15 protein-coding genes are annotated in these 16,919 nt (G+C 46.4%); 6 read left to right on the top strand and 9 right to left on the bottom strand.

The features are described from left to right. The first annotated feature begins 37 nt into the window (after positions 1-37). The 4 genes from MYF79_RS04270 (at position 38) to MYF79_RS04255 (ending at position 4,440) form a co-directional block, all read left to right on the top strand. On the top strand, positions 38-1,096 hold the full coding sequence (locus MYF79_RS04270) for an endonuclease/exonuclease/phosphatase family protein (protein ID WP_247812714.1): 1,059 nt from the start codon (positions 38-40) through the stop codon (positions 1,094-1,096). Positions 1,097-1,175: 79 nt separating this feature from the next. Then, complete coding sequence (cysS, locus tag MYF79_RS04265; RefSeq protein ID WP_247812713.1) at positions 1,176-2,678, top strand: cysteine--tRNA ligase; 1,503 nt, start codon at positions 1,176-1,178, stop codon at positions 2,676-2,678. Positions 2,679-2,685: 7 nt separating this feature from the next. After that, a complete protein-coding gene (locus tag MYF79_RS04260) occupies positions 2,686-3,702 on the top strand; it encodes a M28 family peptidase (RefSeq protein WP_247812712.1) in 1,017 nt (338 codons plus the stop codon). Positions 3,703-3,819: 117 nt separating this feature from the next. Further along, positions 3,820-4,440, top strand: coding sequence for a DNA-3-methyladenine glycosylase family protein (locus tag MYF79_RS04255; protein WP_247812711.1), 621 nt, complete (start codon positions 3,820-3,822; stop codon positions 4,438-4,440). Positions 4,441-4,919: 479 nt separating this feature from the next. On the opposite strand, the gene recA is transcribed toward MYF79_RS04255, so the two are convergent. The 5 genes from recA to MYF79_RS04230 all read right to left on the bottom strand — a co-directional run bounded on the left by recA (position 4,920) and on the right by MYF79_RS04230 (position 9,624). Then, on the bottom strand, positions 4,920-5,930 hold the full coding sequence (gene recA, locus MYF79_RS04250) for a recombinase RecA (RefSeq protein ID WP_247812710.1): 1,011 nt from the start codon (positions 5,928-5,930) through the stop codon (positions 4,920-4,922). Positions 5,931-6,197: 267 nt separating this feature from the next. Continuing rightward, positions 6,198-6,890: a phosphatase PAP2 family protein gene (locus tag MYF79_RS04245; RefSeq protein WP_247812709.1), complete on the bottom strand. Its 693-nt coding sequence runs from the start codon at positions 6,888-6,890 to the stop codon at positions 6,198-6,200. A gap of 43 nt (positions 6,891-6,933) precedes the next feature. Continuing rightward, entirely contained in the window at positions 6,934-8,430 is a 1,497-nt protein-coding gene (gene rpoN, locus MYF79_RS04240; RefSeq protein WP_247812708.1) for an RNA polymerase factor sigma-54, read from the bottom strand. 44 nt (positions 8,431-8,474) lie between these two features. Beyond that, on the bottom strand, positions 8,475-9,140 hold the full coding sequence (locus MYF79_RS04235; RefSeq protein ID WP_199654494.1) for a ribonuclease HII: 666 nt from the start codon (positions 9,138-9,140) through the stop codon (positions 8,475-8,477). 52 nt (positions 9,141-9,192) lie between these two features. Next, positions 9,193-9,624, bottom strand: coding sequence for a hypothetical protein (locus MYF79_RS04230; protein ID WP_247812707.1), 432 nt, complete (start codon positions 9,622-9,624; stop codon positions 9,193-9,195). A gap of 170 nt (positions 9,625-9,794) precedes the next feature. Between MYF79_RS04230 and MYF79_RS04225 the strand changes: the two genes are divergently transcribed. Next, on the top strand, positions 9,795-11,951 hold the full coding sequence (locus tag MYF79_RS04225; protein ID WP_247812706.1) for a S46 family peptidase: 2,157 nt from the start codon (positions 9,795-9,797) through the stop codon (positions 11,949-11,951). 412 nt (positions 11,952-12,363) lie between these two features. After that, positions 12,364-12,720, top strand: coding sequence for an IPT/TIG domain-containing protein (locus MYF79_RS04220; RefSeq protein ID WP_247812705.1), 357 nt, complete (start codon positions 12,364-12,366; stop codon positions 12,718-12,720). Positions 12,721-12,793: 73 nt separating this feature from the next. On the opposite strand, the gene MYF79_RS04215 is transcribed toward MYF79_RS04220, so the two are convergent. The 4 genes from MYF79_RS04215 to typA all read right to left on the bottom strand — a co-directional run bounded on the left by MYF79_RS04215 (position 12,794) and on the right by typA (position 16,719). After that, positions 12,794-13,228, bottom strand: coding sequence for an META domain-containing protein (locus tag MYF79_RS04215; protein WP_247812704.1), 435 nt, complete (start codon positions 13,226-13,228; stop codon positions 12,794-12,796). A gap of 60 nt (positions 13,229-13,288) precedes the next feature. Beyond that, a complete protein-coding gene (locus MYF79_RS04210; RefSeq protein WP_247812703.1) occupies positions 13,289-14,164 on the bottom strand; it encodes a hypothetical protein in 876 nt (291 codons plus the stop codon). Positions 14,165-14,186: 22 nt separating this feature from the next. Then, complete coding sequence (locus MYF79_RS04205) at positions 14,187-14,843, bottom strand: alpha-ketoglutarate-dependent dioxygenase AlkB family protein (protein WP_247812702.1); 657 nt, start codon at positions 14,841-14,843, stop codon at positions 14,187-14,189. A gap of 67 nt (positions 14,844-14,910) precedes the next feature. Next, the gene (typA, locus tag MYF79_RS04200) at positions 14,911-16,719 is read right to left on the bottom strand and encodes a translational GTPase TypA (RefSeq protein WP_247812701.1); all 1,809 of its coding nucleotides are present in this window, start codon (positions 16,717-16,719) and stop codon (positions 14,911-14,913) included. Positions 16,720-16,919 lie beyond the last annotated feature (200 nt).

Genomic DNA, 16,919 nt, shown 5'->3' with positions numbered 1-16,919 from the left:
CACAAAAGGTTTCTTTTTAACGGTTAACACCATTGTCGTGCTCCTTTTTTTGGTGGCCTGCCTGGCTCCCTATGTATCACCAGAGCAATGGTGGCCTATCAGTTTTATCACCCTGCTTTTTCCGCTGTTGTTACTCATCCTGATACTCTTCTTTATCTGCTGGCTGCTTTTCGATTTTAAATACTGCCTTTTACCGATGTTGCCGATACTGATCGGATGGAAGTCTATCTCCGCTTTTATTGCGTTCAATTATCCCACCGCAGGAAAGCAATTCTCCAGTCCATCCGGCAGCCTGACTATCATGAGCTATAATGTGGCCCAGTTTGGATTATACCGTGAAAAGGACAGCAAATACAACCGGGAAGCAATGTTTGCCCTTATCAAGAAGCAGGAACTGGATCTTCTCTGTATACAGGATTTTTATACGTCTGAAAAGAAGAACGACTTCAATAACCGGGAAGACATTTCCCGGGAAATGAAACTACCTTACCGTTTCTTTTCCAGTGATTTCAACCGGGATGGTATGCAGCACTGGGGCTCCATCATCTATTCCCGCTATCCCATCATAAAATCAGACAAGGTTAAACTGTCAAAGGGGCCTCTCAGTGAAAGCCTGATCTATGCAGATATTGTACGGGAAAGTGATACTTTCCGCATTATCAACATGCACCTCGCCTCCTACCGCTTCAATGAAAGAGATTACCGCTCCATAGAAAAGATCAAAAAGCAGGAAGATACCGGCCTGGTGGCTACCCGCAATATTGTTCAGAAAATGCGTGATGCCTATGTTGGCCGCAGCAGACAGGCCGATATTGTGGCTGCATTTATCAAGACAAGCCCCTACCCGGTTATTGTGTGCGGGGACTTCAATGATACGCCGGCGTCTTACACCTATTTCACTATCCGGGGGCCCTTACAGGATGCCTTCCTGAGAAAAGGCAGCGGTATCGGCCGGACCTATGCCGGCCTGGCCCCTACCCTGAGAATAGACTATATATTTGCTGATAAATCATTCAGGATCAATTCTTTCAGAATGATCAAGTCAGGCCTTTCCGACCATTATCCCGTGATCGCGAATCTTAGTCCTGCGCGGTAATGCCACTCACGAAACAATAATTATCTTTGCAATCCTACGCAAAAGCTAGCGTAGCTTACACGATCTGAAAATATCTGATATGTCTGAGCTTAAAATATACAATTCGCTAAATCGGCAAAAGGAAGTATTCGCATCTCTCTATCCCGGACATGTTGGTATGTATGTGTGTGGTCCTACCGTATCCGGAGAATCACATCTGGGCCATGCCCGCCCATATATTACATTTGACGTTGTATACCGGTACCTTCAGTTCCTCGGTTATAAAGTACGTTATGTAAGGAACATTACAGACGCCGGTCACTTTGAAGAAGAAGGCCGCGAGGCTGAAGATAAGATCGCCAAACGCGCCCAGCTTGAAAAGATGGAGCCTATGGAACTGGTGCAGAAATACACCAACCTGTTCCACTGGGCATTTCACCGTTTCAACTGCCTGGAACCAAGCATAGAGCCCACTGCCACCGGTCATATTATCGAGCAGATAGAAATGATCAAAACGATCATGGAAAAGGGTTATGCCTATGAAAGGAATGGCTCTGTCTATTTTGACGTAAAGAAATATGCTGAAGGCCATGAGTACGGCATCCTGAGCGGACGTGTACTGGAAGACATGCTGGAAACATCCAACCGTGAACTGGAAAACCAGGATGAAAAGATAAATAATGTGGACTTTGCCCTCTGGAAAAAGGCCCCGCCTGAACATATCATGCGCTGGCCAAGCCCCTGGGGCGAAGGCTTCCCGGGATGGCATATTGAATGTTCTGCCATGAGTGCCAAATATCTTGGTAAACAGTTCGATATTCACGGCGGAGGGATGGACCTGCAATTCCCCCACCATGAGTGCGAAATTGCACAAAGTGAGATCGCCCATGGCGAACTGATGGCCCGTTACTGGATGCATAATAACATGATCACCATTAACGGCCGTAAAATGGGTAAGGCTTATAACAATACCATTAAGCTGACGGAACTCTTTACCGGCAACCATCATTTGCTGGAAAGAGGTTATAGCCCGATGACCATCCGCTTCTTCGTATTACAAACACATTACCGCAGCACGCTCGATTTTTCCAATGAAGCACTGCAGGCGGCAGAGAAGGGATTACATCGCTTATGGTCTGCTTATGAAGTACTACAGAAACTCACATATACCCCGGCAAACGGCCAGCCGGTAAATGAAGAACTGGACAAACAAGTGCGCGACTGGTCCCAGGAATGCCATGAGTTCCTCAACGATGACTTCAATACGGCCAAAGTACTGGCCAACTTATTTGAACTGGCCCCTGTGATCAATTCCATCAAAGGCGGACAGGTAAAAATGCATGAGTTGAGCGAAGACACCTTCCTGTTATTACAGAAAACCTGGAGCACGTTCCTCATCGAAATACTGGGCCTGCAACCGGAAACGTTAAACACTGACAACAGTAAGCTGGATGGCGTAATACAACTGCTTATTGAAATGCGCAAAGAGGCGAAGGGCCGTAAGGACTATGCCGCCTCCGACAAGATCCGTAATCAGCTGTTAGCTGTAGGTATACAACTGAAAGATGAAAAAGATGGTAGTATGACCTACTCCATACAGTAAAGCCGTTATGACCAAACAGCCACTTGTTAATATGTATAAAATACTCAGTATTGCTGCAGGCCTCGCATTATTCACGCTCGCCTGTCAGCAACCGGCAAAAACCAATCAACAGGAAGACGCTAATAATAATGCTCAGCAGACGCCTGCTTCCAATGTGAAAGTACCTGTGTTTGAAGTAGACAGCGCATATGCATATACTGCCAAACAGGTAAGCTTCGGACCCCGTATTCCGAATACGCCGGCGCAGAAAAAATGTGCAGACTGGCTGATCCAGCAACTGAAACCATTGGCAGATACTGTTTATGTACAGCATACCACGGTGATCGGTCCAAAGAAAGTATCGCTGCCTTGCATCAATATCATTGCTAGTTTCAATCCTGCCGCTACGCAACGTATCCTGCTGCTTTCCCACTGGGACACCCGTCCGCATGCTGACCAGGACGCTTTCGATAAAACAAAACAACTGGATGGTGCAGACGATGGCGCCAGCGGCGTAGGCGTACTGCTGGAAACAGCCCGCCAGCTGCATGCTCAGAAACCGCAGGCAGGTATCGACATCCTGCTGACAGATGTGGAGGATTACGGCGTGAGTGAGGAAGAGAACAGCTTTTGTTTAGGTACACAATACTGGGCCAGAAATCCGCACGTAAGAGGTTATAAGGCCAACTATGGTATCCTGCTGGATATGGTGGGCGGCCGCGCATCACAATTCTATATGGAGGCCGGTTCTCAGCAGTATGCATACGGTCCGATGAAGATGTTCTGGGACGTAGCCAACCGCCTGGGATATTCCGATTACTTCCGTTATGAGAATATCGGCGCCGGCATCACTGACGATCACGTCTATGTTAATACCATCGCCAACATTCCGACCTTTGATATCATTGCACTGCAGCCAAACGGTAACTTTGTACCGCACTGGCATACCACCAATGATAATATGACGGTGATTGATAAACGTACTTTACAGGTAGTAGGACAAACTATTCTTGAAGTTATCTATAAGCAACCTTTCGAGTACTAAATAGTTCGGAACTTTGCGCTTTCAGTAATGCTCCTGGTGATGCAAAATTTTATACCTTGCTTCATCAGGAGCATTCCTTTTTTATCACGTAGTGTTTCATTTCTTTAATCGTGATCCATGAAACAATCCACTGAAGAACACCTGGTGCATCTGCGTAAAGACAAAAAGCTCGCGGTGATAATGAGTACCCCTCTTCCCGCGCTCACAAAGCGCAAGAATATTGCCTTGCGGCTGATAGCGTCAATTATGAGCCAGCAGTTAAGCGTGAAAGTAGCCACTGTTATTTATGCACGCTTCCTGGCCTTATATGATGGCAAGGAACCTACTCCCCGGCAGATCATGGATACGCCAACACCTACCTTAAGGGCTATTGGCCTGTCGAACGCGAAGGTGAGTTATGTACACAATGTGGCGCGGTTTGCGGTGGAAGAACAGCTGACAGACAAGAAGCTGGAAAAAATGACGGATGAAGAGGTGATCAAATATCTCACGCAGATCAAGGGTGTAGGCAGATGGACGGTAGAGATGCTGCTCATGTTCTACCTGGGGAGGGAAGATGTTTTTGCCATTGACGACTGGGGATTACAGCAGGCGATGATTAAGATCTATAAACTGGATAATACAGATAAGAAAGCTTTCAGGGAAAAACTGCTGAAGATCTCCGGTAAATGGTCGCCTTACAGAACATATGCCTGTCGTTATTTGTGGGCCTGGAAGGATATGAAGCCAACGGCCTAAAAAAATAATCCCCGCCCAGGAGAAGGCAGGGATTTACGTTAATACTAACTAACCCAATGCTTATATCTAAAACTAAAACAACTCTTTTTTAAGGCTGCAGTGCTAATGCTTATCAAAGCCAGTGCTTGTTGAAAGCGCTACTGCTCTTTAATGTTTAACATTGTAGTATACCGTTAAGCTTTTGCATGTCAAGCCTCACTTGTTGAAAACGGCACTACCGGTTAGTGTTTAACACCATAGTGTCAACCCACTTAAGTCTATGCCCCTCAAACCGCTGCTCATAAGCTTTCGTATACTCAGTAATACCACTATTAAATCTTCAGCGTTCAATATCGCAGCATTCCTGATCTTCATGCTTACGTCTATCTCAACAACATTACTCACTAAGCCATGCTTTCAAAGGCGACAACACTTCACCAGGCGATACCATTAACGCATCGCTACTCATTCATCCGGTGCCTTTGAAACAGTAATCTTTATTAAGCCTGCGCTTGTTGCTCTGCCAGCTTCGCCTTGATCTTGCCTTCAATTTCTGCTGCCACTTCAGGGTTATCAAGCAGCAATTGCTTTACGGCATCGCGGCCCTGGCCCAGCTTGTTGGTTTCATAACTGAACCAGCTGCCGCTTTTCTGGATGACGCCGTATTCAACACCCATATCGATAATTTCACCCATCTTGGAAATACCTTGTCCAAAGATGATATCGAATTCAGCCTGGCGGAAGGGAGGTGCAACTTTGTTCTTTACTACTTTTACTTTTACGCGGTTACCCACAGCTTCATCACCATCTTTGATCTGGGTCATACGACGAATGTCCAAACGCACAGAAGCGTAGAATTTGAGCGCGTTACCACCGGTTGTAGTTTCCGGATTACCAAACATCACTCCTATCTTTTCACGCAGCTGGTTAATAAATATGCAGCAGCAATTTGTTTTCGAAATTGTAGCGGTCAGTTTACGCAGTGCCTGAGACATCAAACGTGCCTGTAAACCCATTTTGCTCTCACCCATCTCTCCTTCCAGCTCACCTTTTGGTACCAGTGCTGCAACGGAGTCGATCACAACCACGTCTACGGCTCCGGAGAGGATCAGACGGTCTGCAATTTCCAGGGCCTGCTCACCATGATCAGGCTGAGAGATCAGCAGTGCGTCCACATCTACACCCAGTCTCTGGGCATAAGAGCTGTCAAACGCATGCTCCGCATCTATGATAGCGCAGATACCACCCTTTTTCTGGGCTTCTGCAATTGTATGAATAGCTACCGTTGTCTTACCGGAAGACTCTGGTCCATATATCTCAATGATCCTGCCTTTGGGGAAACCTCCGATACCGAGCGCGATATCCAGACCCAGAGAGCCTGTTGATATCACCTCCATCGGCTCTGTGCCTTTCTCCCCCATCATCATCACGGATCCCTTACCGAAATCCTTCTCGATCTTGTCCATTGTAAGGCGCAGCGCCTTGAGTTTGTCAGTATTGGCTGTAGACATATTAGTAAGTGTTTTTTACAAATTTAATGGTGTGCTAAGTTATGATCTAATTTTCTATTATCCTAAAATTTTTAGCATTTTGGCCATAAATACTAAATGTTGTAGTAAACAGAATCAACCTTTCACATTTATTGTTATGCTGTTATTATAAGTTTAAAGGGCTAACGCACAACAGAAGCATATGTCAATGTTCAAATAACACTACAAAGATGAGCAGGCTTTACGCACTGGATGTGCGTAGTCAAAAAAAGTTTTTTAAAACTGTTTTTACCCCGCTATGCCATATGCTATCAGCTGTGAGAGGATACCCAGTATAAAACCGGTATAGATTTCCGCAGGGGTATGTGCCCCCAGTATAAGCCGGGCTGTAGCCACAATTCCCGAGATCAGGAAAGCGATCATCAGCGCAAGGCTGATATTCATATTCAACCCGGTCATCAGCATCAGCAGGAATCCGATCACGCCTCCCCATCCTATCGTATGCATACTGATCTTCACGTAGGTATTGGCCACCATACCGATCACGATGGCAATGAAAACACCCAGGAAGAATGCATTGAAAAAAGGAGGCGCTACGCCCTGACGCTTAAAGGCGAAATAGGTCCAGAAGTAAAATATAGTGCAGGCTATATAAGGAATGATACGGTCCTTCTGTGACCGCAGCTGGAAAGACGTTACAAAACCCAGTGCTTTACAAAGCGCCACCACAAACAGCGGCAGGAACAATGTAGTGAATGCTACCCTGATGTACAGCAGATCGAAAGCATACCGGATACTATCCTGTTTGAACACCACAAAATATGCAGGCATGGCATTGACCAACAGTACCGTTACCAGTAAAGGCAGAAATAGAGGATGCGACAGGTAAGAGATCACTTCAGCTACCTTCTGCAATACAGGTGAAAATACCGGCTTCTCCTGCCGGGAATTATCCGTTGTGGGTATGATTACTTGTTCCATTCACAATTTCCGCCCCTTTTAAGGCAGGACGGCCGCCAGGTCATTAAAGTTCCTTCCTCAGCCTGGCTACAGGAATATTCAGCTGCTCACGGTATTTGGCCACTGTACGGCGGGCAATATTATACCCTTTGTCCTGCAGCATCTTGGTCAGGTTTTCGTCACTTAGCGGTTTACGTTTATTTTCCCCTTCTATCAGGTCAGACAATATCTTTTTCACCTCACGGGTGGATACTTCCTCCCCGCTATCTGTAGAAAGTGATTCACTGAAGAAAAATTTCAGCTTGAAAGTACCAAACTCTGTCTGTACATATTTACTGTTGGCCACACGGCTGACGGTAGAAATATCCAGCTGGGTAATATCCGCAATGTCTTTCAGGATCATCGGGCGCATGGTCGTCTCATCTCCTGTCAGGAAGAACTCCCGCTGGTATGCCATGATGGATTCCATTGTTGACAGCAGGGTATGCTGCCTTTGCTTGATTGCGTCAATAAACCATTTGGCTGCGTCAATCTTCTGTTTAATGAACAAGACTGCTTCTTTCTGACGCTTATCTTTCTTGTCACCCCGGTCATATTCTTTCAGCATGTCCCTGTATCCTTCCGAGATGCGGAGGTCGGGCGCATTCTTGGAGTTCAGCGTCAGCTCCAGCTTACCATTGTTGTTCAGGATAAAGAAATCAGGCACCACATAACTTTCTGCCTTATTCAGTGTAGCGAAGTTACCTCCCGGTTTCGGTGTGAGCCTGATGATCTGCCCGATGGCCTCTTTCAGGGCATCATCACTCATATTCAGGCCCTTCTGGATCTTCTCGTAGTGCTTCTTGGTAAATTCGTCAAAGTAATTCTCCAGGATCAGATAAGCACCTACCACCCCCGGATCGTCCTGCGGCTTACGCTTTAACTGCAGCAACAGGCATTCCTTCAGGTCAGTGGCAGCCACCCCCGGCGGGTCGAAGTCCTGGATCTTGCGGATAAGATCCCTGATCTCATCCTCATCTGTCGCGACATTCTGGGAAAACGAAAGGTCGTCTACGATCGCACTCACCTCCCGGCGCAGATAACCGTCATCGTCAATACTACCGATGATCTGTTCTGCAATGCTGTTCTGCCTGTCGTCCAGTTCCAGCATTCCCAGCTGGCTCAGAAGATGCTCATGAAAAGATGTTTCCACCCTTACCGGGATCGTTTTATTCTCATCCTGATCAGGATAGTTATCATCCCTGAGTTTATAGTCTGCTATATCATCATCCCCCTCACTAACATACTCAGATATATCAATGTTATCGTATTCGTTCTCGCTGCCATCGGGTTCAAACTCATCGTCCCCATCTTCCGCATCCGTACTGTTAAATTCTTCCTGGGGGTCTTTAAATTCGTCTTCATGCGCCTCTTCCCCGTATTCCAGGGCAGGGTTTTCCTCCAGCTCTTCCTTGATTCGTTCTTCAAGAACAGCCGTAGGAACCTGCAGCAGTTTCATCAGCTGAATCTGCTGAGGCGACAATTTCTGTAATAGCTTCTGCTGTTGTGTCTGCTTTAACATAGTCTAATCCTATCCAAGGGCAAAATTAATAAACAATAGTTTTTCTAATCTTCTATATCACCAGGTGAAACCACTTTTACCACCGTATATTCCTGTACGGGAGTATCAAAATCCAATTCCAGTTGTTCGTCGGGCAACAATCTAAATGATTTCCTGTGAAATGGCGTATCGCCATGTTCACGGATAGCATCCCGATGTTGTTGTGTAGGATATCCTTTATTCTCCAGCCATCCAAAATGCGGGTACTGTTCATGCAATTGCTGCATGTATTCATCCCTGTAGGTTTTCGCCAGTATGGAGGCCGCTGCTATGGAGGCATATATGCCGTCGCCTTTTATGATACAGGCATGAGGAATATTTCCATAAGGTACAAAACGATTCCCGTCAACCAATATATAACCCGGTTGCTGCTTCAGTTGTTCCAGCGCCAGATGCATGGCCCTGAAAGAGGCCTGGAGAATGTTGATCCTGTCAATCTCCACATTATCCACACTGGCCACCGCATAGGCAATCGCTTCTCTTTCCACTACAGTACGCAATTTCTCACGCTCCGCCGCTTTCAGCTGCTTGGAATCATTCAGCAACTTATTCCTGAATCTGGGCGGCAATATAACCGCTGCCGCAAACACAGGACCGGCCAGGCATCCTCTTCCGGCTTCGTCACAGCCGGCTTCAAAAGCGATATCTTTTTGGTGATAAGAACGTAACAAGGCTTTTTAGTATGATTATTGCGGTAAAGGTAGCGAATTTCGTTTCTTATCCCTACCGGAATAATTCCTTAAAATCCGCTTTAAATTCCTTCCACTCCTTGTCCGTTTTTTTCATCAGGGTATCAATATCATCCCGGGTACTGTCCCAGGCAGCAGCACTGCCGTTTTTTAACTCGGTAAGTTTGCTGTCTATCTGATCTCTCAGTTTCGCCAGTTTGACCTGGGTCTTTTTACTTTTTTCGGAGCCATCTTTCTTCAGTGCTTCCATTTTCGCGTCTATTTCACGTTTACGCTCTTCAAGCCCGTTCCGTAAACTATCGCGCTGAGCTTCCATATATTCCCCGGCCTTTTCCGCCGTTTCCCTGACATCCTGTCCAATTTTTTCCACACCTTCCTTCAGCTCTTCCTTCTTCTCTTGTGTCCGGGTGGTTTCCCGGCATGCCAGGAAAGCCAGTGCTGTCAACAGCAGCAGTATTCTTTTCATAAGTAGGCTTTTAAAGTGATTTTGTGCGCTTCAACCCGCCAATCACCACCTTTTTACAAATGCCATTCCAGTTTTGGCCCGGGACGCCATTCGCCGTTTACCACAGACAGTATGGCGCTTATTAAAAAAATACCTAGGTTTGAGCCTGCTTTTTAAAACTGATAACAATTATGAAGAAAAATCTCCTGATCCTTCTGTTACTGCTGGCGGCACAATTCGCCAAAGCAGATGAAGGAATGTGGCTGCCCTATTTATTGGGACAGCAAGTGTACAATGATATGGTGAAGAAAGGTCTTAAGCTGACGAAAGAACAATTGTACAGTATTAACAAAGCGTCTCTGAAAGACGCCATTATCATTTTCGGCGGTGGCTGTACAGGAGAAATAGTGAGTAACCAGGGGTTGATCTTTACCAACCACCACTGTGGCTATGATGCCATTGCTACTGCCAGCTCAGTAGAGCACAACTATCTTAAAAACGGTTTTTATGCGCTCGACAAACAGCAGGAGATCCCAGCTAAAGGACTGTCCGTACAGTTCCTGGTAAGGGTGGACGATGTGACCAAACAGGTACAGGATGCCCTGAAAGGCCTGAGTGGTCAGGACAGGCAGCAGCAACAGCAGAAAACCGTTGCCGACATCGTAAGCCAGGCCATCAACGGCACTAATTACGAAGCAAAAGTATTACCGATGTTCAAAGGCAACCAGTACCTGCTCTTTGTCTATGAACGTTATAAGGATATCCGCCTGGTGGGCGCTCCGCCGGAAAGCATTGGCAAGTTCGGCGGCGATACTGATAACTGGGAATGGCCACGTCATACCGGCGACTTCTCCATCTTCCGTGTATATGCGGATAAGGACGGTAAACCCGCTGAATACGCTGCCGCCAACGTGCCTTTGAAGCCCAAACACTTCCTGCCGGTATCCATTAAAGGCATTAAGGAGAACGATTACGCCATGATATTCGGTTATCCGGGTGGTACCAACCGCTACGAAAGCTCTGAAGGCGTAAAGCTGAAAATAACTGTGGAAAATCCTTCTATAGTGGGCCTGCGTAATGTTCGCCTGAAATACATGTTCGAACAGATGAAGAAAGATCCGGCTATCAAGCTGAAACTGGCCTCCTCATATGCCGGCATCGCTAACTACTGGAAATTCTTCGACGGAGAAACTAAACAGCTGGTGAAGTACAAGGTGCTGGAAGAAAAACAGAAACAGGAGGCCGCCTTTGAAAAATGGGCGCAGGGTAAGGATGAATACGCCAATATCTTCGCTGACTATGCTGCATCCTACAAGGCATGGACTCCCTACGCCAAACACCGTATATATATCAATGAAGGCATTATGGGTTCTCCGCTGGCCGCTTTTGCAGGCAGCCTGATGGCGGTAGAAAAAGCACTGGTACAATCCGGTACTTCGGCCGACATGATCAAACAAAGCATCATGGCTGCAGATAAAGCGCGTGCTGCCTTCCTGGAAGAGGAAGATAAAATGAGCGACCAGAAAATACTGGCTGCTACCTGTCACCTGTTCTATACCGATATTCCCCTGGCACAACATCCCATCGGGTTTTATGATGCTATCAAAGCGAAATTCGGTAGCCTGGAAGATGACAATACTTACCGCCTCTGGGCTGCTGCACTTATGTCAGGCTCAATGATCCTCAACGATGCCCGCTGGAAAGCCTTCATTGCCAATCCCGATGCAGTAACCCTGCAAACAGACCCCGCATTTGCTTATTCCAGCGCATTCATCAAGAATTTCACTACCAAATACCTGCCGCTATACAATCAGTTCGTTACCAAAAATAATGACCTGGGCCGCGCTTACCTGAAAGGAAGAATGGAAATGGAACCCACTAAAAACTGGTATCCTGACGCCAACTTCTCCATGCGTGTAACCTACGGCCAGGTAAAGCCATATGCCCCCCGCGATGCGGTAGCATACGACTACGTATGTACCATGAAAGGTGTAATGGAAAAATATGTACCGGGCGACTACGAATTTGACCTGCCGGAAAATTATGTGTCCCTGTACAACAAAAAGGATTTTGGCCAGTATAAAGACCTCCGGAAAAATGATATCGTTACCTGCTTTATCACTACCAACGACATCACCGGTGGCAATTCCGGATCTCCTGTGCTGAACGCAAACGGAGAACTGATAGGTCTTGCCTTTGACGGTAACTATGAGGCGCTGAGCCACAAGATCCAGTTTGATGCCGTATACAACCGCACTATCTGTGTGGATATACGCTACGTACTATGGTGCGTTGATAAACTGGGCGGCGCAAGCAACATCATCAATGAGCTGAAGCTGATTAAATAATACATTCACCAGGTAAAAAAGAGGGTGTATCATACTTTCTGATACACCCTCTTTTATTTGAGCACCTGATAGAACAGCTAGTCGTCCAGGCGATTCTCAATGTCTGATTTTACTTTTCAGTTACCCTTTTTTTATTGATTGCCGTTCTCAATTCTGCCATTGTATCTATACATCAGTGGTCTTCGTGCTACTTCGCCATAATACGGTGGACGGCTTTTACAACACGCTTCTGCTCAATTTTTCATTCAGTACCAATACTCAATTTTTATTTTCAGGTATTAATACGCATTGTTATTCCATGAGTACTCCTTATCTTTGCGTCCGATTTATTTGAAATACCAACAGTCGCGGTTAGCTCCATACACTACAGGCGCTGTTTTTTTAAACCCTGAACCCCAAAAAGAATAATTTTATGCTTTACAGGAAAATGAGTGTGGCCATAGCGGCCATGATGATGTGCTGTCTGTACAGTTGTCATGTAAATCCTTCTGCTGAAAAGACATCCTTGCGTATACAGGATACTCTTCCCGCAGGTACTACTGAGATAGTATTGACCATTAAAGGAAAAGGTTTCAGCAATGTTACAACTGACAATAAAGTAATAGTAGATGACGTCGAAGCGTCAATCATCAGTGCATCTGACAACGAGTTGGTAGTATGCATTCCCGCACGGAAATCAGCTAAGATAGCTGTAACCGTAAAGGTGGGTAATGAAGTATCTGACACTGTTCTTGTGGACAATCAGATCGTTATGCTGGCCGGTAGATAATAGAAAAATGCGGCGCATATACGGAAAAGCAATCGCCCGTTCCGGTATGCGCCGCATTTACTTTTATGCATTATTATTTTGTAACTGCTGCTTTTTTAAATCCATCAAACAACATGGCAATCCTTCCGCTGTCGCGGAACTGCAATTGCCGCTCTTCAAACTTAATCGTGTAAGTCCTGTCACTAAGCATACGCAGGAAAGCGCTTTCCCTTTCATTGGCCTGTGCATCAATACAAGCCATACGTGTGCTTATTACTTTTCCGAAAGTGATCTCGTTGCCATCCAGCTGATATTCACCGGCTACTTTATTACAGCCTCCGTTACCACTGAAGCGATGTGCAGCTGTATCAAACTCCAGCCATATCGGTGATTTTTCCTGGATAGTCCCGTTCATGTTGACGAGGCTCCATCTTTTATCCTGGATACTGCCAATCTGTTGTTTCACCGCCTTTTGCTGGTTACAGGTATTGGCAAGCAGTACAAGGAGCATAGCTGTTAATCTGACCATGATCTTGTGGTTTTTGGGTGTGATGATACCAGCTCAAGAACAAAAACCACTCCATATAGTTCACAACTTCCTGATCCGTCGCAATACTTCTTCATAATAAGCCCGTTTATCTGTGGCTGCAATTTCTATCACCTTTACATCATTGGCCACCAGCATCTCCAGCTTGAACTTGGCGCCCGGCGCAAATTCCGCCGGAATATAATAATACAGGGCATTCTTCACAGGAATAGTATTCTTCTGGAATTTCTGCCTGGCCCTGTAGGTCAGCAGCCACCACAGGTCCGTTTCTACAAAATCGAGCGAGAGCCCGAATATGTGGATATCCTGCATGAAGAAAAGGTCCAGCCAGGAATATTCCCTTACCGGCAAATGCTGACTGATGCGCTGTACCAGCGATTGCCGGGGCGCCTGCGCGCTGGTATATGTTGTGCCAGACACAACATAGTTCCTCATTTGCTGTAACTGACCGCCATAATGCTCAAATCCAAGATTGATGCTAAGTGGGTTCAGGCAATCGCCATGTATATGCCAGTAATTGGTATTCCCGATTTTGTATTTCCTGAATATGCTGAATATCCTTTCCAGGATCAATCCATCATTCTGCGAAGGAATTTCTCCTTCCAGCGTAAATTCATAGTTCGTGGTCAGAATGTGTGCCGGCGCCAGATCGCGGATGGCGGCATGAATATCGTTCTGTTCTATCTTCAGTGTCTTTTCTGCAATAAAGGATTTCAGCTGCACTTCCCGGATATGCTCCTGGCGAATGGCCGTCAGGAAAATCTCTTCATACAATAAGGGAAACGGCTTCCTGTCGTCCAGCTGTATACAGCCGTCCGGGAGGCAGAATGCAACAATGTCATTAAGCAGGTCTTTCCAGCTCTGGCCTTTCGACATGTTATTGATATCATTGCCAACCAATAAGATGGGATTTTTCATGATCAATGTCTTCGTAGGTTATCTATCGCACTCTCTGTATCACCCTGAATGTGAGATTAATTCGCTCTCCTGATACTTTGGTTGTTTTCGGCACCTGGTGTTGCCAGTGATGCTGCAGGGCGCCTTTCATGATCAGCAATGAACCATGCTGCAGGTCCAGCTCATATTTTAACCCTGCCTGCGGATGGCGCAGCATAAAACGACGGGAAGCGCCAAGGTTAACGGAAGCAATAACCGGGTTCAGGCCCAGCTCCGGCTCATCATCCGCATGCCATCCCATGGAATCTTTCCCGTTACGGTAACGGTTCAGCAATACGCTGTTAAAACGTACGCCTGCTTCGGGCTCTATCCGCTCTTTTATCTGTAACAGCTCTTCTGTCCAGGCCTGCGGCGTATAGGTATTACCGGAAAAAGCATAATTGCTGCCGGCATCTCCATACCATGCCATCAGACGGGGAAACAACACTTCTTTGCCATACATCTTCATACGCTCCTGCTGCCACGGGATCCTTTCTGTTAATACCTGCAGATATGATGTAGCCTCCTGCAGGGAAAAGAACTGCGGATAGTAAACCAGTTCACCATCTTTCAGGGTAATATGCTGACCGGCGGGATCGTTGAATAATGGTATTTGCGGCTCCATCACTACAAAGATACAAAGGGGCTGCGCATCTAACATGCGCGCTGTAGAACAAAAAAGCCGCCCCGTTATTCACGAGGCGGCTTATATCTTTAACGCTTTATACTTATGCGTCTGCTTTCATTACTTTAGAAAGTCTCTTTCTGTCTTCCTCATCCAGGTATACTTTACGCATACGGATGTGGTTTGGCGTTACCTCGATACACTCATCGTGCTGGATGTACTCCATACACTCTTCCAGTGTCATCAGGGTCTTAGGCGCAATGCTGGTTGCAGCATCACTACCACTTGCACGCATGTTGGTCAGCTTCTTACCTTCATTCGGGTTCACTACCAGGTCGCCAGGTTTGTTGTTCTCACCGATGATCATGCCTTTGTACACTTCTTCTCCCGGATCTACGAAGAAGAAACCTCTGTCCTGCAGTTTATCCAGGGAGTATGCGGTTGTTGTACCAGCTTCCTTAGCGATCAGCACACCGTTGTTACGGCCAGGGATAGCACCCTTCCATGCTTTATAATCGTTGAAGCGGTGTGCCATTACAGCCTCACCAGCAGTGTTGGTCAGCATCTGCGTACGCAGACCGATCAGACCGCGGGAAGGAATTTCGAATTCCAGGTGCTGCATTTCACCCTTGGTTTCCATGATCAGCATTTCACCCTTACGACGGGTTACCAGGTCGATCACTTTACTTGCAAATTCCTGTGGAACGTCTACTACCAGTGTTTCGTATGGTTCACATTTTTTGCCATCTATATTTTTCAGGATTACCTGAGGCTGACCTACGGTCAACTCAAATCCTTCACGACGCATAGTTTCGATCAATACACCTAAGTGCAGGATACCACGGCCATAAACCAGGAAGCTATCAGCGCTGTCTGTATCAACTACGCGCAGTGCCAGGTTCTTTTCAGTTTCTTTTACCAGACGGTCACGCAGGTGACGGGAGGTAACGAACTTACCATCCTTACCAAAGAACGGAGAGTTGTTGATGCTGAACAGCATATTCATGGTTGGCTCGTCCACGCTGATTACAGGCAATGCTTCAGGAGCATCGAAGTCAGCGATAGTGTCACCAATATTGAAATCTTCCAGACCTACAACAGCACAGATATCACCAGCTTCAACTTCAGTCACTTTCTTTTTACCCAGCGCTTCAAAGATGTACAGTTCACGTACGCGGGATTTTTTGATGGAACCATCTGCCTGCACCAGGGAGATAGGCTGACCTTCTTTAATAGAACCACGCGCTACACGACCTACGGCAATACGGCCCAGGAAGGTAGAGTAATCCAGGGAAGTGATCTGCAGCTGCAGGTTACCTTCCGGGATCTTTGGTTCCGGTACGTGCTTCAGGATACCATCCAGCAGCGGAGTAATATCTTCACATTGAGCCAATGAATCGTTAAACCAGCCATTCTTACCGGAACCATAATAGGTTGGGAAGTTCAGCTGCTCTTCTGTTGCATCCAGGTTGAAGAACAGTTCGAATACCGCATCATGCACCTCGTCAGGACGGCAGTTCGCCTTGTCAACTTTGTTGATTACCACAATAGGCTTCAGGTTCAGCTGCAGCGCTTTTTGCAGTACGAAACGGGTCTGTGGCATCGGCCCTTCAAAGGCGTCTACCAGCAGGATCACACCGTCTGCCATTTTCAACACCCTTTCCACTTCTCCTCCGAAGTCGGCGTGGCCTGGAGTATCGATCACGTTGATTTTCACCCCATTGTATTCAACGGAAACGTTTTTACTCAGGATGGTGATACCACGTTCCTTTTCCAGGTCGTTATTGTCCATGATCAACTCACCTGTTTCCTGGTTTGCCCTGAAAACATTGGTGTGATGCAGGATTTTATCAACCAGGGTAGTTTTACCGTGGTCTACGTGCGCAATGATTGCTATGTTACGGATATTCATAAATCTTGTTCAATTTGTTCTGGCTGGTTGACACAGGTCGGGCCAAAGAAGGCGCAAAGTTACAATAAAATGTGGAAAATGTGGGGATAGGCTTTTAAATAATTGTGATCATTTCTCCAAATGATTCATTAAAAATCTAAGCTCCTGACGAATAATACCCTATAGAACAATGCTTTACGCGAAAAAAACAGCCTGATTTA

Origin of the sequence: Chitinophaga filiformis, from assembly GCF_023100805.1 — a bacterium.
Classification (GTDB): Bacteria; Bacteroidota; Bacteroidia; order Chitinophagales; family Chitinophagaceae; genus Chitinophaga; species Chitinophaga filiformis_B.
The sequence above is the reverse complement of the archived record's forward strand: the minus strand, read 5'-3'. Positions and strand labels throughout refer to the sequence as shown.

Coding starts and splice junctions, on each gene's coding strand:
- MYF79_RS04225 (WP_247812706.1), top strand. CDS start 9,795: ATGAAGAAAAATCTCCTGATCCTTCTGTTACTGCTGGCGGCACAATTC.
- MYF79_RS04205 (WP_247812702.1), bottom strand. CDS start 14,843: ATGTTAGATGCGCAGCCCCTTTGTATCTTTGTAGTGATGGAGCCGCAA.
- MYF79_RS04230 (WP_247812707.1), bottom strand. CDS start 9,624: ATGAAAAGAATACTGCTGCTGTTGACAGCACTGGCTTTCCTGGCATGC.
- MYF79_RS04260 (WP_247812712.1), top strand. CDS start 2,686: ATGACCAAACAGCCACTTGTTAATATGTATAAAATACTCAGTATTGCT.
- typA (WP_247812701.1), bottom strand. CDS start 16,719: ATGAATATCCGTAACATAGCAATCATTGCGCACGTAGACCACGGTAAA.
- MYF79_RS04215 (WP_247812704.1), bottom strand. CDS start 13,228: ATGGTCAGATTAACAGCTATGCTCCTTGTACTGCTTGCCAATACCTGT.
- MYF79_RS04255 (WP_247812711.1), top strand. CDS start 3,820: ATGAAACAATCCACTGAAGAACACCTGGTGCATCTGCGTAAAGACAAA.
- recA (WP_247812710.1), bottom strand. CDS start 5,930: ATGTCTACAGCCAATACTGACAAACTCAAGGCGCTGCGCCTTACAATG.
- MYF79_RS04245 (WP_247812709.1), bottom strand. CDS start 6,890: ATGGAACAAGTAATCATACCCACAACGGATAATTCCCGGCAGGAGAAG.
- MYF79_RS04210 (WP_247812703.1), bottom strand. CDS start 14,164: ATGAAAAATCCCATCTTATTGGTTGGCAATGATATCAATAACATGTCG.
- MYF79_RS04220 (WP_247812705.1), top strand. CDS start 12,364: ATGCTTTACAGGAAAATGAGTGTGGCCATAGCGGCCATGATGATGTGC.
- cysS (WP_247812713.1), top strand. CDS start 1,176: ATGTCTGAGCTTAAAATATACAATTCGCTAAATCGGCAAAAGGAAGTA.
- rpoN (WP_247812708.1), bottom strand. CDS start 8,430: ATGTTAAAGCAGACACAACAGCAGAAGCTATTACAGAAATTGTCGCCT.